The organism is Paraburkholderia sp. J67 (genome assembly GCF_905220265.1).
Taxonomy (GTDB): domain Bacteria; phylum Pseudomonadota; class Gammaproteobacteria; order Burkholderiales; family Burkholderiaceae; genus Paraburkholderia.
On the sequence record NZ_CAJMZK010000005.1, the window covers coordinates 59,193 to 75,749 of the forward strand.

General features: G+C 62.3%; 12 protein-coding genes. 1 reads left to right on the plus strand and 11 read right to left on the minus strand.

The window, feature by feature from the left end; genetic code table 11:
• The first annotated feature begins 150 nt into the window (after positions 1-150).
• Positions 151-2,022 (plus strand): hypothetical protein, encoded by a 1,872-nt coding sequence (locus tag U5782_RS11960; RefSeq protein ID WP_322044027.1) that lies wholly within the window; start codon positions 151-153, stop codon positions 2,020-2,022.
• A gap of 121 nt (positions 2,023-2,143) precedes the next feature.
• On the opposite strand, the gene U5782_RS11965 is transcribed toward U5782_RS11960, so the two are convergent.
• The 11 genes from U5782_RS11965 to U5782_RS12015 all read right to left on the minus strand — a co-directional run bounded on the left by U5782_RS11965 (position 2,144) and on the right by U5782_RS12015 (position 16,446).
• Positions 2,144-3,265 carry a porin gene (locus U5782_RS11965; protein ID WP_322044028.1) on the minus strand — a complete coding sequence of 374 codons (1,122 nt, stop codon included), beginning with the start codon at positions 3,263-3,265 and terminating at the stop codon, positions 2,144-2,146.
• Between the two features lie 84 nt (positions 3,266-3,349).
• Complete coding sequence (locus tag U5782_RS11970; protein ID WP_322044029.1) at positions 3,350-4,339, minus strand: ABC transporter permease; 990 nt, start codon at positions 4,337-4,339, stop codon at positions 3,350-3,352.
• Between the two features lie 5 nt (positions 4,340-4,344).
• Complete coding sequence (locus U5782_RS11975) at positions 4,345-5,298, minus strand: ABC transporter permease (RefSeq protein ID WP_322044030.1); 954 nt, start codon at positions 5,296-5,298, stop codon at positions 4,345-4,347.
• Entirely contained in the window at positions 5,291-6,937 is a 1,647-nt protein-coding gene (locus U5782_RS11980; protein WP_322044031.1) for an ABC transporter ATP-binding protein, read from the minus strand. The genes U5782_RS11975 and U5782_RS11980 overlap by 8 nt, the downstream gene beginning before the upstream one ends.
• A 16-nt stretch (positions 6,938-6,953) precedes the next feature.
• The gene (locus U5782_RS11985; protein ID WP_322044032.1) at positions 6,954-8,720 is read right to left on the minus strand and encodes an ABC transporter substrate-binding protein; all 1,767 of its coding nucleotides are present in this window, start codon (positions 8,718-8,720) and stop codon (positions 6,954-6,956) included.
• Positions 8,721-8,767: 47 nt separating this feature from the next.
• On the minus strand, positions 8,768-9,982 hold the full coding sequence (locus tag U5782_RS11990; RefSeq protein ID WP_322044033.1) for a GNAT family N-acetyltransferase: 1,215 nt from the start codon (positions 9,980-9,982) through the stop codon (positions 8,768-8,770).
• Between the two features lie 278 nt (positions 9,983-10,260).
• Positions 10,261-11,556: an NtaA/DmoA family FMN-dependent monooxygenase gene (locus U5782_RS11995; RefSeq protein ID WP_322044034.1), complete on the minus strand. Its 1,296-nt coding sequence runs from the start codon at positions 11,554-11,556 to the stop codon at positions 10,261-10,263.
• An 18-nt stretch (positions 11,557-11,574) separates the two neighbouring features.
• Positions 11,575-12,498 (minus strand): hypothetical protein, encoded by a 924-nt coding sequence (locus U5782_RS12000; RefSeq protein WP_322044035.1) that lies wholly within the window; start codon positions 12,496-12,498, stop codon positions 11,575-11,577.
• A gap of 12 nt (positions 12,499-12,510) precedes the next feature.
• Positions 12,511-13,761 carry an acyl-CoA dehydrogenase family protein gene (locus tag U5782_RS12005; protein ID WP_322044036.1) on the minus strand — a complete coding sequence of 417 codons (1,251 nt, stop codon included), beginning with the start codon at positions 13,759-13,761 and terminating at the stop codon, positions 12,511-12,513.
• A 519-nt stretch (positions 13,762-14,280) separates the two neighbouring features.
• A complete protein-coding gene (locus U5782_RS12010; protein WP_322044037.1) occupies positions 14,281-14,961 on the minus strand; it encodes a response regulator in 681 nt (226 codons plus the stop codon).
• Between the two features lie 18 nt (positions 14,962-14,979).
• On the minus strand, positions 14,980-16,446 hold the full coding sequence (locus tag U5782_RS12015; protein WP_322044038.1) for an ATP-binding protein: 1,467 nt from the start codon (positions 16,444-16,446) through the stop codon (positions 14,980-14,982).
• Between the last annotated feature and the right edge of the window lie 111 nt (positions 16,447-16,557).

A 16,557-nucleotide genomic window follows, 5' to 3' on the forward strand; every position in this document is an offset into this window, starting at 1 on the left:
ACCTTCCGCATTACCTCAATTCAATCTCCCCTCATTAACGATCCGTATCTGAAATCGTCGGTGAGTCATCTCCTCGTCGAAAACCATTCCGACGAAATCAATCCGTGCATTTCAGCATGACGTCCCGTCACCCCAAAAGAGTTTGTCCCGATGAATAAAAAGAATTTGCTCATAAGCCTCACCTGCTCGGTCGGCGTGATGGCTTCGGTTCCGGCCGTTGCCAAAGACACCTTGCTGTTCAATCGTATCGCGCCAACCGGCTCCGAGCTGTACGTAGCCAATGCCGACGGCACCGGAGAACACAAGCTGCTGGGCACGCCAGGATTCGATTACAACGCGCGCTTTTCGGATGATGGTCAATGGATCGTTTTTACTTCGGAGCGCGAAGGACGTGGTCAGTCCGACATCTATCGCGTGAAAGCGGACGGCACGGCGCTCGAACGCCTCACTGACGATCCGGCCGTGGACGATCAGGCGTCAATGTCGCCGGACAATCGCTATGTGGCCTTCATGTCGGATCGGGGTTCGCATCGCGCCAATATCTGGATTCTCGATCTCAAGACGCGCAAGCTGACCAATTTGACCGGTACGGCGTCGATTCAAGGGGACCCGATGAAACCCGATGGTTTTTATCGCCCTTCGTGGTCGCCCGATGGTAAGTGGATTGCCTTCACATCCGATCGCAACACGGAATGGAAATCGCATGACAAGGGCGTTGCCTGGGAGCATTTGCAGGAACTGTCGGTCTATATCGCGCATCCCGATGGCAGCGATTTCAAGCGTCTGTCGCCAGCAGGCGTGACAACCGGATCGCCCAAATGGTCGGCCGACGGCAATCAATTGATTGCCTATCAAGGCGATGTTGAGGTGAGCTGGCTGGCTCGCGTGGATCAACTGTCGATGAAGGCCACCTCGCAGATCGTGGCGATCGATGTGGCAACCGGGCAATCCACGGCACTGACTTCTGGCTCTGGCATGAAGCTCAATCCGCAATTCTTGCCGGACGGTCGTTTTGGCTACAGCACCAAGTCGGCGCAAACAACGGGAATCATGTATTCCGACGGACCTAAACCGTTTCCTGCGAATCTGCGCGACCCGTCGTGGAGTCATGATGGAAAACAGGTCGTCTACGAACGAATCGAGAATCGCCCGCTGGCGCAGAACACGCCGCTGTACAGCTGGAATCCCCACTACGATTACCGTTACACCGACGTCTTCCCGATGTTCGCCAGGGACGGCACGCTGGCCCTGTCCGACAAGAATGACGACACGTCGCTCGTGATCATGAACGCCGATGGCACCAACAAGAAACTGGTGTTTCAGTCGACCACCAAATGCGCGCCCGGCAAGAACCCCTCCGGCCCGTGCGGCGACATGATCGGTGTCGCACTGGCGCCGTCATGGATGCCGGACAGCAAGTCGCTGGTCTTCAGCTTCGGCGGCTATTGGCGAACCCGCGACCAGAACGTGGCCAACGTGAAGCTGATCAATCGCGATGGTACGGGTGTACAGGATTTGACCTCTCCCACGTCGAACACCGGGTTCGCCAGTGTCTCTCCTGACGGCAAGCAGATGGTCTTCCGGTCCTGGGCCAAAGGCGACGAGGGCCTGCGCATCATGGACCTCGAAACTCGCAAGGTGCGCGTGCTCACGAACGATTGGGACAACGTGCCGGGCTGGTCGCCGGTGGAAGACCGGATCGTGTTCACGCGCAAGCAAAAGGATGGCAATTTCGACATCTTCACGATCAAGTCGGACGGCACCGAACTGCGCCGCGTGACCCATTTCCCGGCATCCGATGCGCACGCTGTCTGGAGTTGGGACGGCAAGAAGATCCTGTGGAACAGCAGTGAATATGGTTTCAAGGACGAAGCGGCGCTTTACGACAATTCCTTCCAGCCATACGGACAGGTGTGGTCGATGAACCCGGACGGCTCCGACAAGCAAATGCTGACCGACAGCCGTTGGGAAGACTCGATGCCGGCCTTTGTGCCGCCTGCGTCGCAAATCACCGCGAAATAGCGTTTCGCGTTGCGGGGGCGGCGCGCCAGACTGCGCGTAAAGGAAAGACCGGAGCGTCGGGTTGCCCGCCTCGGGTCTTTCCTCGGCTACGCGGGGCTAGCCGGAATCATCAAAACGCCGCTCAGAAGCGATGCCGCATGCCGACAATCGCCAGTTCTTGCGTGCTCTTGCCCGCGTCAGGAAACGAGTCGGCGATAACAGCCTGCGCTGTGCCATATCCGTTGTTTCCAGAAGCATGGCCGTATCCAAGGGACAGGTAAAAGTCAGTCGACTTCGAGATGAGGTAGTCGCCTGAGATCGAGACTTGATGATAGGTCGCAGACGAATCCCCATGCGACTTCAGAAAATCATAGCCGACCTCGAACTGTGCAGCGGGGTTCAACTGATAGACCGCGTAGACCGATGCGTTGCTGTATCGCTCCGCCGTATGAAATGTCGAGTGACCATCGGCAAGATATTCCGAGTAGCTATAGTAACCGCCGATGATGAACGGCGAGAGATTGTAATTCGCACCGGCTCTGGCGATATTGATGCTGCTCGCTGACGAATAGGCAGAATTGACAACGGACGAAAAGAGTCCTGTCACAGCTGTTGTGCCCCGGCTCGAAAGCACAGCGTTGCCGTTGTCGATATGCATATAACCTGCTGCGAATTCAGCCTTGTTCCAGGTATAAGCCGCGGCCGCAGTGTACGCTTGCCCAGAGCCGGTCGAACCGGCAACGCCGCCAAACGAATAAGTCGATACGACTCGAAGGCCGTGAAAATTGGGACTGGTCCATTTCACCGCATTGTTGACGGTAATGCTGCCGTCTGCATTGTCGACGTCGCCGGGTGCGGTGAAGTAATACTGATACCAGTTGGGTTGTACTTCGGTCACCAGATCCGAGAGCGCGTCGAATTGACGGCCGAATGTAATTGAGCCATAGGTATCCGACTTGATGCCAACATACGCTCGCCTGGAGAACAGCAAGCCGCTGCTTGATTTTCCGCTATTGATATCAAAGCCACTTTCCAGCTTGAAAATGGCGGACAGGCCGCCGCCAAGATCCTCCGTACCCGTCAATCCCCATTTATTTGAAGAATACTGACTGCCTTGAAGGCCTATTTTTGTGCTTTTGCCATCTGTATTGTGAACGTATTGAATCGACTCATCGAGGGTGCCATAAAGGCTAATGGAGCTTTGCGCGAACGCGCAGAGCGGGGCACAAGAAATAACCACCCCGACGGAAAAGGCTTTCTTCATTTTTATATCTTCGTGAAAGAAATGTAGTTCGTATTAGCAACAACGTACAGGACGTGCGCCCACTGCCCCGCCCTGTCTGGCCCATCAGACTGCACTTTTCGGATCGCGCCAGCGGACGATCAAATCGACAGCGAGCGTGCACACGACGAAGACAAAAGCCGCAAAGATCGTCGTGCCTATCACGACAGGAAAGTCACCGTCGAGCGCCGAAGTGACCGCCAGCCTGCCCACGCCATCGAGTCCAAACATCTGTTCGGTCACAATGGCGCCCCCCATGACGCCCGCGAATTCGAGGCCGCCCAGCGCGAGCACCGGATTCAACGCAGCCGACCACGCGTGCCGCAATTGGACCTGCCATTCCGGCACGCCCTTGGCCCTCGCCGTACGCACATAGTCGGCACTCAATACGTTGAGCATCGATGCACGCACGATGCGCTGGAAAATGCCGACCTCCGCGATCGACAGCGTGAGCCACGGCAAGATCAGATGCCGCGCCCACTGGCCTGCGTCTTCGCCAAGGGGCACATAGCCGCCGCCCGGAAAGACATGAATGCCGCGCAGCGACAACTGATAAAACAGGAAGTAAGACGCCAGCATGCCGCTCAGGAAAGTCGGCACCGACAGCGCCCCGTACGCGAACACGGCAAGCCCGCGATCGAGCCATGAACCGGCGAACCGCGCGGCCAGCACACCGAGTGCGACTGAGAAGATCACAGAGATGACCAGCGCACCCGCTGCCAGCGACAGCGTCACCGGCACCTTGGCAAGGATCAGATCCGTCACGGGCGCCTGATGGCGAAACGAATAGCCCAGCGCCGGTGGCCAGTGCGCGAGGCCCATCGGTGCGCCAAGAATGTCCGGCCCCCGGTAGACGTAGTACCAGAGCTGGTGATACCAGGGTTCGTCCAGTCGCAGCGCGTGCGCTACCGCGTCGATCGTCTCCTGCGTAGCGTTGCGCGGCGCGAGCATCACGGCCGGATCCTGATAGGCGATGCGCGTAATGAAAAACGTCGCCAGCAATACAATCAGCAGCGTCGAGACCGTCCTGAGCAGCCGGAGAGAGAGATTTCGCATGCGGATCAGTCCTGGTTGCGATGCGGGTCAAGCAGATCGCGCAAACCTGAGCTCAGCGAGTTGAAACCCACCACGATCAGAAACAGCGTGATGCCGGGGCCGAGCAGAAACCACGGCTGGACCTGATACATCGACGAGCGCTGCGCGTCGGCAAGCATGTTGCCGAGGCTGGGCGTGGGTGCCTGCACCCCTACTCCGAGAAACGACAAGGTGGCTTCCGCAATGATGTTGTTCGGCAACTGGATCGCCCAGTACACGATTACCGATGGCGCAATATTCGGAAGAATCTCGCGCCAGAGAATCCGGATGCGGCTCGCGCCGGACATGGCCGCCGCCTCGACAAACGGCTGCTGCCTCAGTTCCAGCGTGAGGCCGCGCACAAGCCGCGCGAACCCGGTCCACGAAAAGAGTGCGATGACGATGATGACGAGCCAGGCTGGGTCGATTCTGCTCGCGCCGTCCGCGCCGCGTGCGAACGCGATCAGGCTCAGTGCGGTGACGATGAACGGGAACGAGAGCGCCACGTCGATCGTCTGCGACAGGATGCGGTCTGCCGCGCCGCCCAGATAGCCAGCGACGAGTCCAATCAGCGTGCCGATCACCATCGCGAGCGTGGTGGCCGGCAACGCGATCAGCAAGGACAGGCGTGCGCCATACAGCGTGCGCACCAGCACGTCGCGGCCGCTATCGTCCGCGCCGAACGGAAAGCCGCGACTGGGCCCGACCGGCAGCCCCATATCGGACAGCGCCGTATCGCGAAACTGCTGGGTCGGACCGTGGCCGAGCCAGGCGGCCGCCAGCGGCGCCGCGAACGCGGCTGCCACGAGGCAGACGACGATCACCAGGCCCACTACGACGGCACGCTCGCGCAACACGCTGCGCGCAATGACCGCTACACGGCCTGGAGGGCGCTCGCCCTGCCTGGGCGGCGGCGTAACGGCAGATGCCCCGCTATACATAGTCAACCTCCAGTAAATCAGACTGAAACAGCCGGCCCCGGCCTGGTATCGACTGAACAAGCCGGCGCGTGAACGCATGCTGTGGTCGCGCGAGAACCTCGTCAGGTGGTCCGGCTTCGACAATCTGTCCGCCCTCCAGCACCAGCACGCGATCGCACAATTCGCTGACCACGGCCAGATCGTGCGAAATGAAGAGGAACGAGACGCGCAATGTGTCGCTTAGCGTGCGCAGCAACGCCACGATGTGCCGCTGCGTTGTCAGATCGAGCGCAGAGACCGGTTCGTCCGCCACCACGACACGCGGTTGCAGCGCAACCGCGCGCGCGATCGCGACACGCTGACGTTGGCCGCCCGAAAGCTGTGCCGGAAAACGATTGAGCAGGTCGGCGGACAATCCCACCCGTTGCGCCAGCAACGCAACCGCGTCATCGATGCTCCCCGCCTGGGGCGGGCGTTGGTTGACGAACGGCTCAGCCAGAATGGTCGCGACGCGCTGCCTGGGATTGAGCGAACCATACGGGTCCTGAAATACCATCTGGATCGAGCGCCTCATGGCCGCATCGAGATGCGGCGAGCCGCGCCCTGCTTCGACGTACGTTTTCCCGTCCAGCCTCACACGACCGCTATCCGGACGATCGAAACCGGCGACGATGCGACCCATGGTCGACTTTCCTGAGCCCGACTCGCCGACGAGCCCAAGAATTTCGCCTTCGTGCAGGTCGAACGAGATCTCGTCGAGCACGGTCCGCTCATGCGTGCGCCAGCCCGTGCGGCTGACCCGCTTGCGCGATATCGCCTCTACCCGCAGCAGTGGCCGCGCCTGCACGGGCGCCTCCACGTTGGGCTTTGGCGGTGGCGCGCCCACCGGCAGCGAAGCCGCGAGCAATTCACGCGTGTAGGGGTGTGCGGGCTGACGGTAGACCTGCTCGGCGTCGCCCGCTTCCACGATGCCACCGCGTTGCATCACCACGATGCGCTGTGCGATATCGGAGACGAGTGCGAGATCGTGACTCACAAACACAAGCGCCGTGCCATGCCGGTCCTGAAGCTGGCGGAGCAAGCGCATGATCGACGCCTGAACCGTGACGTCCAGCGCTGTTGTCGGCTCGTCGGCGATCACGAGTGCGGGATTCATCGCAATCGCCATGGCAATCATCACGCGCTGACGCATTCCACCGGACAACTGCCACGGGTAGTCGTCGACATGCCGCCAGGCATCGCGGATACCGACTTCCCCCAGCAGTTCGACCGCGCGCTCGCGCAGCGCACGGCCGCGCATCGGGCGATGAACGCGAATCGCCTCCGCGATCTGCGCGCCGACACGCTTGAGCGGATGCAGGTTGCTCGATGGGTCCTGCGACACGTAGCCGATGCGCGCACCGCGCAGCGCCCTTAGCTGCGCGGCGGGAAGATGCAGGATCTCGCTGCCTTCGAAGCGCACGCTTCCGCTGACCTGCGCGCGAGGCCCCAGCAAGCCGGTCGCCGCGAGCAGTGAGACACTCTTGCCGGAACCGGACTCGCCGACTACCGCGAGTGTCTGCCCCGCGTCAACGGCGAACGAGACGCCGTTGACAACCGGCGTGCGCATACCGCGCGCGCCAAAGCTGACACTCAGGTCATTGACTTCGAAAAGCGCCATGGTGACGTCCTTGCGCTTACTGGCGCAGCGCGATGTTGGTCACGTCTGCCTGCACGGCGAGCGACGACCACACCCACTGGGTAACACGGTCGGACGTGATCGCCACCTTGCGTTTCTCGAAGAGCGGCACCCACGGCAGATCGGCGGAAACGATTCGATCCGCCTCGGTCCAGATCGGGCCGGGGTTGTCCGAGGGGAACGCTTTCGCGGCGAGCGTGTTCAGTTGTGCGTTCTTGTAGCAGATCGCGTAGTTGTTGCCCTTGCCGCACGGCGACGCATCGGAGTCGAGCCAACCGCCCAGCAACATCCGCGTGCTCGGTCCCTGCCAGTCCGGTGCGAATTGCCCAAGCGCCAGGTCGTAGCGGCTCTTCGGATCCTGGAGGTACGCCAGGAACTGCGTCGGCGGAATCGGCAGGAGATTGAGCTTGATGCCGGAGGCGGCGAGATCTTCTTTCAGCGTCACCGCGATAGCGGAAAACTGCGCGTTTGCACGATAGGCGAGATCGAACCCGAGCCCGTTCGGGTACCCAGCCTGCGCGAGTAGCGCCTTCGCCTTCTGCGCGTCGCCACGGTTTTGCGGCGTGGCATACGGGTCGAACTTCTGATAGCCGAGCGTGGTCGACGTGATGATCTGACCGAGCGGCTCCGCAGCGATCGAACCGCCCTGAGTCTGCACGATATGCGCCTTGTTCAGGCCGTAGGCCAGTGCCTGCCGCACGGCCAGTTTGCGCAGGGCGTTCGCGCCTGCGCTCACGGCCTCGGGACGCGCATTGATGATGATGAAGTCGGCCGCGCCGCTATTCGACGCGTGCAGTTGCGGACTCTTCTGCAACTCGTAGGTGCGCAGCGTCGCGAGCGGCGGCACGTCAAGGTACAGGGAAAGATCCGCAGTGCCCGTCTGGATCTTCTGCACGACCGCGTCTTCGGTGCTCGACGTGAAGTCGATCACAATGCGATCGGCGTACGCATGCCGGACGGGATCGCTTGCGTAGTTGTAGTTCGGGACCCGCGCAAGCGTGAGCTGCTGCCCGCTCGCATAGGACGCGACGTAGTACGGGCCGCTCGACGGGAAATTACGCCGGAAATCCGCCGAATCAGGGAAGTACTTCGACGCCACTTCCTCAGGCAAGGGCGTCACGAAGTTCATCGACAGGATGTTCAGAAAGTCGTAGTTGCGCGTGTCCGAGCGCAACACAAGCGTTTTGTCGTCCGGCGCGGAGACCCCTGCAATCTCATGTGTATCGATGAACTGGCGCACAGCGGCGAGGTCGCCGGTCGGCACCTTCGAGAACGCCTTGCAATAAGACGCAAAGCCCGAGAATGCAAGATTGAAGTAATTGACCGCGGCTACCTGGCGGTTCGGGTCGCAAAACCGCTTGATCGTGTACACGAAGTCCTTGGCAACAATCGGTCGCTGCGTCGGGCCTGCGTAGTTGATACCGTCGCGCAGATGGAAGGTGTAGGTCTTGCCGTCCGCACTCACATCCCAGGACTTCGCCAGATCCGGCACCAGCTTCGTATCGTCCTTCAAGCTCGTTGTCGAACCCGGATAGGTCACCAGTTGCCGCGTGACCGCCCGCAGGATTTCCCATGAATCGATGCTGTAGCCCGTCTGCGGATCGAACGCGTCAATATCGGGCTCCAGCGACGCAATACGCAGCGTGCCGCCCCGAACCGCCACCTCGGGAGACGCGGCGTTGGCCCCCCCGACGTCCACACAAAGCGCGGCGAATGCCGCGAGCCCTGCCGCCAGTCCAGCGCGTGAGAGAAATGTCGACTTCATGCTGATGTTCGTGATTGTTGTTGGTAAATGAGTTGACCTTGCTGGCACTAGAATCGCGTGCCGCTATACGGCGCCGACTCGCAGGCGAACAGCCCGTCGAGCACGGCGATCGCACTGGCGGCACGCACGTCGAGCCGTTGCGCGCGCGCCATCTGCCACCAGCGGGTGCCGCCCAGATAGAGCGCGGCAAGCGTATCGACGTCGAGTGTCACATCCGCGGCTTGATCGGTCGGCTCCGCCCCCCGCGCCGAAATCCGGTAACGCCCGCCGTTGCCGGCAAGAAGCGGGTCGGTCACCTCGATGACCGCCTCGCCCAGACCGTTGTAGCGGCGCGCCTTCAGCGCTACGTGGGTGTCGAGAATGCGTAACCACGTCTCGTCGAATACCGAGGTTACGGTGGCATCCCGGCAATCTTCGAGCAGCCAGCCGAGCGGCTCGTCGAGCGGGCAACTGGAGAAGACGATGCGCTGCGCGATATCGAGCGACAGCAGATAGCCCAGCAGATCCACCGACGCCTGTGCCGATCCCGCCACGAAATCGTCGACGACGAGCGTGCGCTGACGGTCGCTGAACCACCCGTCGCTCGGGCCCGCGTGATAGCGCACGTAGCCGTCCGGGCCATCGGGTCCCGCATGGGCGGCGACGTAGTACGGCGTCGCCGCGTTGCGCTGGCGAATGGCCGCGTGCTCCCACCAGTACGCCGGTCGGGTGATCGCGCCAGCGCGCACGGGGGGATGTCGCTCGTAGATGTGACGCATCGTTTCCCATTCGGCGCTGACGGCCACAAGGGTCACCGCGTCGCTCTGCTGCCCGACACGAAGTCGCCCGTGGCGGGCATCAATCTCGACCGAAGCAGCGTGCGTTGCGACGCCATAACCGAAGCGCCCGTACAGCCCCGCAGTCGACGCCCGCAACGAAGCGAGAACGTCGCCACCTGCCCGCGCGTCGCGAAGTTGCCTTTCGAGCAGCGCGCTGACGATGCCCCGTCGAGCCCACCCCGGCTTCACGCCGACATGCGTCACTGCCGCGTGGCGCACACGGGCTCCTCCGGGCACTGTCAACGTGCCCGCATACGACTCCGTCATACCTGTGAGCTGCCCTTCATAAAACGCGCCGTAGACGCGCCCGGTTTCGCTGGCGGCAGCGAGGCGCTGGGCATCCTGGTCGGCGAGGATCGGCAAGCCAATCATGGCTGAGCTGAACACGCTGAACGCGGCAAGCCACTCTTCGCCAGAACGCAGAACCCGAACCTCTACGCTCATTGCATGCCCACCTTGCGTGCGAAGATCAGCGCAAGCTCTGACGTACCGATGCGATTTGCCCGATGAGCGGCGTCCAGAACGGAGGGTGAATAATCCATGCGCTGATCCATTAAATAAAGGCCGCTAACTTTAGTTGGCACAACTGTTAATTGACAACGAATGAAAACCGCTATCGTTATCTCGTGTTGTCGTGATCGCTGCTAATACAGAGTTTTTGTAATTGATTGATGGATGCGTAATTCAAGTTGCTGACGGCACCCGGTTCCACAATGAGTGGTTTAGCCCTGAAAGGCCGGCGTTGGCGAGGCGGCCCGTAAATGATCACGCAGCGTTTCCGTCTCATACTCGTAACGGTACAAACCCCGCTTGCGCAGGATGGGCACGAGTTCATCGACGATCACGTCCAGCCCGTCGATAAGCCGGTCGGGTTGCAGGTTGAAGCCATCGATGGCGCCCGCATGGAACCAGTTCTCGATGTGATCGGCCAATTGCTCTGGCGTGCCGACGAATCCAGCATGGCCTGAGCCGGTGTAGCGCGTCTGCCTGAGGTATTCACGCACGGTTGGGTTGGTCTTGCGTATCTGCGCGACGATCGAATCGCGAAAGCCGAGACTGCCGAGAAATCGTTTGGTGTCCTTGACAGGGCCAAGGACTTCTTCAGGAAATGGCGCGTCGAGCTCAAGCGTGGAAGCGTCATAGCCGATCGCTTGCGATAGCCATCCAATCGAATACGAAGCCGGGCCAGCGTCATGAAGCTCATCACTACGGCGACGCGCTTCTTCCTCGGTGCTGCCGAGGCTCAGCAACAGGCCCGGGAGGACCTTGACGTCGTCGGGCGAGCGGCCATGACTGCGAGCAACGCCTTTCACCAGGCGATAGTGCTCGATCGCCTGGTCACGGGTGAGCTCGGCGGCAAAGACGCCCTCGGCCACGCGGCCCGCGAGCGCACGCCCCTGAGGCGAGCCGCCCGCCTGAAAGATGATCGGCCTGCCCTGCTTCGACGGCGGCACGCGCAGTCGGCCGTCGATGTCGAAGAAGTCGCCGTGGTGATGCACGTCGCGACCCGTGGCCCCCGATTCCCACAGCGCGCGCACGACATCGACGAACTCGCTAGCGCGTTCGTAGCGGTCGTCGCGCGTTGGGATGTCGGACATGCCGAAATTGCGCGCTGCGGGCACGTTGCGCGTGGTGACGCAGTTCCATGCCGCGCGTCCCCCGGTCTGGTGGTCCCACGAGAGAAGGCGCTCGGCCAGCTCAAAAGGATCGTTGAAGGTCGACGAGGCGGTGGCGACCAGACCCACCCGCGAGGTTGCCGTCGCCACCTGGCCCCAGTGCACCGTGGGGTCGAGGCGGATCGGATTCGCGTCGTAAGCTGGGTCGCCAAGCAAGGGGCTGTCGGCGAGAAACAGCGCGTCGAGCGTGCCCCGCTCGGCGGTCTTGCCCAGGTTCGTCCAGTATTCCGGATCGATGAATGCATCCTTCTTCAGCAGCGGCGTTTTCCATGCCGCCGGCAGATAACCCAGGATCAATACGTTAATGCCGAGGAGCACGTGACCAGATCGTTTGTTCGTCATGGGTGGGGATCTTCCTGACTAAGGCGAGACGTGCGGCTGTGGCACAGGAAAGGCGGCCCGCGCGGTGGACGGCAACGGTTTCGGCGCAGGCAGATCAAGCGCGGCGCGTAGCGATGCGCCGGGCGCGACGGCAGCGAAGCCGTCGGCAAGCCACCGCTGTGCGGTGTCGAGCAGTTCGCTCACTGACTGGTCGAGGCCGGCGCGCAGCACGACGCCCGTGTGTGCACCTGGCGGCGGCTCCTGGCCCAACCTCACCACCGGCACCGGACCGGCGGCGCCGAGGACGAGATCGACCGGATTGTCAGCGTGCGCGGGCGGCGCATCGGCAACCGTCGCCGCGTACCAGGCGATCACCGATGCGCCCGTTGCCGGCTCAGGCGCGTTCAGGGGGCCGGCGATCGAGAAGCTCGTCTCGATATCGACATGCACGATGCGGTTCGACTGCACGAGGATGCCCGTGTCCCGGTCGCCGATGATGGAATCGTACGGCCAGCTTTGCTCCAGTGCGCGCACCGCGCGGGCCGCATCGAAGGCCGTCTGGGCGTTGAGCGGCGTGCGGCCGCCGCGCTTCGTGTCTTCCCAGGCGAGCGTTTGCGTCGGGCTTGGCGGCGCATAGGCATCGCGCACGCCAATCAACAGGCCGCTGCGACCGTGCGACAGGTGCCCCAGGGAGGCTGTGCGGCGCGCGATGTTATAGGGGTGATCGCGCTGTGGCGTTGCCGTAACGAAGAAGCGACCGCCTTTCGTCGCGCCCGCCAATGTGGCGGCGGCGGCGCTGCTCGCCAGCGTGGCGGCCGCAGGCGCGCTGCCATCGATGCGGTCGATTCCCAGCACGGTAAACGCGACTGGCAAGCCGTCCCAGCGAGCCAGCAGCGCGCGGTTCGTGGTGAGTTCCAGCAGGTGCGGCCCTGCGAGGCCAAGGGCGAGGTAAGGCGCTGCCATCGTGCGGTCTCCTTAATTGCCCTGGCCGCCACGGCTTAACCGGTCGATGCTCGACACCGGCGACTTGCCATTGACCAGGTAGTCGCCGAGGATGCGAGCTTTGTATGCGACGGGGTTATGCGACGCAAGCGTACGCGCATTGCGCCAATGGCGATCAAGCGCGGTTTCCTGCGAGGTGGCGGACGCGCCGAGCGCGTTGAAGATATGGGTGGCCGCATACAGGACGCCGTCGATAATCGTGAGCTGCGCCTGAGACACGGCCACTTCTCCGGCGAGAGCGCGCTTGTCGCGCAGTTCGACATCGCCTGCCGCCTGGGCCGCAGCGATGAGATCGAGCGAGTGCGCGGCGCGACGCAGCGCAGCCTCGGTCGAGAAAACACGTACCGATACTTCGCCGATCACCTGTAGCAATTGCGGGTCGAGCGCCGGCACCGGATCGAGTCCTTGCGGGTAGTTGCGCCCGCGCGTCTTGAGCGCCGCGATGCCGTCACGCAGGATTGCGCGCGTGATGCCAGTCAGCACGGCCAGCAGCGCCGTCTGGTAGAAGTGGCCCTGGTAGACTACGCGTTCGCTGGCCGGAAAAACGTCGCCCTGATGCACGATGGCGTCACGGTAAGTGGCACTGCCACTGGCCGTGGTGCATTGCCCGAAGCCGGGCCAATCGTCGTTCAGTACCACGCCCGGTTGGTCACGACTCACGAGGGTTGTGACGAGCGAACCGTCCTCGCCCTTGCCGATCACATCCAGCCAGTCTGCGTAGAGGCTGCCGGTCGCATAGAACTTCGCGCCATTGACCTTGTAGCGGTCGCCCTCGCGCGTCACCGTGGTCTTGATCGTGGCATACGTGCCGTTGTTGGCCTCCGTCCAGCCTCCACCGACAAACTCACGGTCGCGGAAGCGCTGGAGCCAGCGGTCGTTGGCAGACGACGGCTTCGCGTTGAGGCGATCTTCGACGAAAGCCAGGTGATTGCGCCAGACGTGAGCGACGTTGGGATCGGCCTCCGCGAGCAAGGCCAGCAGGTAGTACGTCTGTTCGAGCGACGCCCCCCATCCGCCGAACTCGTTGGGCACGCGCAGCAGCGCAAAGTCCGCATCCTTGAGCCACTGGACCTGCTCGAAAGGAAAGGTACGCTTGCGCTCGCGTTCGAGATTGCCTTCGGCGATGCGATCGAATACCGGCTGAAAGCGCGCCACGAGATCTTCGTCCTTCGCCGTGGCGGGACGCAAGTAGGTCAATGAGGTCGGGAAAGTCGCCTCGGCCATCGTTTTTATATGAACGCGTCCCGTTTGCAGCAGTGATCGTGTGTTTTGACAGTTCAGAAAAACGATACAGCCGCTTCAGGCATCCATGAGACTGGTTGATCGCACGTCATCGCACTCGATTACTACCCATTCTTTCGACGTTCATCCTGTGTCAATCGTTAAACTTCTACGTGCAGTCCGCCGGTAACGGAATGGCGGATGCAATTACGGATGTCAAAAATGCTATAACGATGAGTAGTATGTTTCTCTGGAAAGATGCGTAGGCAACTACTCAAACCAACGACTATATTTAGGCGGGCATAATCCAGTCAAATGGAATGATTTCATTTAAAAATTCCATTGCTCAAAATAACGATATCGAATCTAATTCGTTGCCGATTCGTGGCGCCCATTGAATATGGCCGAATGGCAAAGGGAGTCGCGGGCCAGATGTGCCCGGAAGGTGTGGGTAATGATTATTAAGGAATGGGAAGTTGACGGGCGCAGGCACGAGACGGTGCACGACGCCGTCGAATGAACCTACAAAGCCAGCCGGAAACCCGCCCCGTACACGGACTGGATCACATCTTCATCGGGTGCCACCGCCTCGAACTTGCGGCGGATTTTCTTGACGTGGCTGTCGATCGTGCGGTCCTCGACGATGCGACCATCGGGGTACAACCGGTCCATCAGGACATCGCGTGAAAACACCCTGCCCGGGCGCATCACGAGCGTCTTGAGCAAGCGAAATTCGATCGGTGTGAATTCGATCGTCACGCCGCGAAAGGTCGCCTGAAATTTTTCTTCGTCGAGTTTGAGCGGCGCGCTCTCGGGAAAGCGTTCGAAGCGCGCGCGACGCAGGATCGCCTTCACGCGCGCGACCAGTTCCAGCAGACTGAACGGCTTGCAGATGTAGTCGTCCGCGCCGAGTTCGAGGCCGATCAGGCGATCCACCTCTTCGACCTGCGCCGTTACCATGATGATCGGCACGTCGCTGAAGGTCCGCAGATCACGGCAGATATCGCGTCCGTCACGGCCGGGCAGCATCAGGTCGAGCACGATCAGCCCTGGCATCTGCCGTTCCACCTCGCTCGCCACTTCGCGTCCGTCGGCCACGCAGCGCGTCGTGAAACCCGCCGCGCGCAAAAATTCCGCCATTACGCTCGCCAGCTTGGGCTCGTCCTCGACGATCAAAATGTCGATGGGTACTTCGTCACTCATGTCCGACTCGCAGGTTACTCATGATTGCGCCGCCTCCGGGCGGCCTGTTGGGGTTGCCTCGCTGCGCGGCAGTTCGATAGCGATGCGCAGGCCGCCCAGCGGCGCGCGCGCGGCGTGGATGTGGCCGTCATGCGCCTCGACGATGCCGCGGCAGATCGGCAGGCCCAGACCCGCGCCGCCGGTCGCGCGGCTGCGCGATGCCTCGACGCGATAGAAGCGCTCGAAGAGCGACGGCAACATCGCGTCGGGCACGCCCGCCCCGCTATCGTCGAAGTCGATGCGCACCGAGCGCGCATCCTCGCGCGCCGCCACGCGCACGACGGCCCCCGCATCCACATAGCGCAGCGCGTTTTCGAGAACATTGGTGAACACCTGCTGAAGGCGCCGCTCGTCGCCGCGTACCCACAGCGGCGTATCGGGCAAATCGGTTTGCAGCGTGAGGCCGGCATCGCCAAGCCGCCGCGCGCTGCGGCGCAGCGCCGAGCGCAGCGTTTCGCACACGTCGATCTGCGAGTGGTGATAGCGCAGCGCGCCCACGTCGGCGAGCGAGAGATCGTAGAGATCGTCGACCAGCCGGCTCAAGCGCTTCACTTCCCCGCCGAGCGAGCGAACCGCCTCCACATTGGCGGGACGCAAGCCCACTTCGATCGCCTCGATTTCGCCGCTCATCACCGCGAGCGGCGTGCGCAGTTCGTGCGAGATGTCGGCAACGAGCGCTGAGCGCATGCGCTCGGTGCTCTCCAGCGCTTGCGCAAGGTGGTTGAAATCGTGTTCGAGCTGGCCGATGTCGCCGCTGGAGACCGCCGGGACCCGTGTGCCCAGGTCGCCGCCCGCCAGCGCGTGCGTCGCGCTGGCGATCCGGCGCAGCGGTGATGCGAGCGCGCGCGCCATCCACAAGGTCGTGAGTATCGCCAGCAGCGTGGCCGCGATCGTGATGATCCAGCTCGATTCGCGCTGGGTCTTCTGGAAGCGCAGATCGCCCGTTTCGGCGGCGCGCTCGAACGGCACCATTAACAACCAGCCGACCGTCTTGCCGTCGACCACGATGGGCCTGCGCGGCGAGGTGGCCGCGAACGACGGATTGCCGAACACATAGGCGCCGTTCGCATCGAGCAGCGTGAAGCGCGTGTTGGTGCCGATCAGCGACGACACCGGCAAGCGCGGCAATGGCGCGCGGCTCGAGACGGGATACGACGCCGGTGCATAGGGCCGCATGATCTCGTGCCAGAGGCTGCGATTCTGCAACAGAAAATTCCAGCTGCCGTGGTCGCGATACGCCATCGCCAGCGGCCCGACGCTCGACTCCAGCCGCTTCACTTCCTGCTGCTCGAGGTAGCCGATGAAGCCGCGCTCGAAACTCAGGCGCGCGCCAAGCGCCATCGCGCCGATCACGAGCACGTTGACGACGAGCATCGCCGCAAACAGCTTGCCGGTGAGGCTTGCGCGACGAATCCCGCGCATCGCCCGTTTCAGCACGTCTGGCATGGCGTCGTTTCCGCAAACATGGCCTGCTTACCTTCCTTGTTTTTGAATCCGCGCTTTCGGGCCGCACGAACCACGAACAATCATCGGACAACCATGATACCTGGCCCGGCG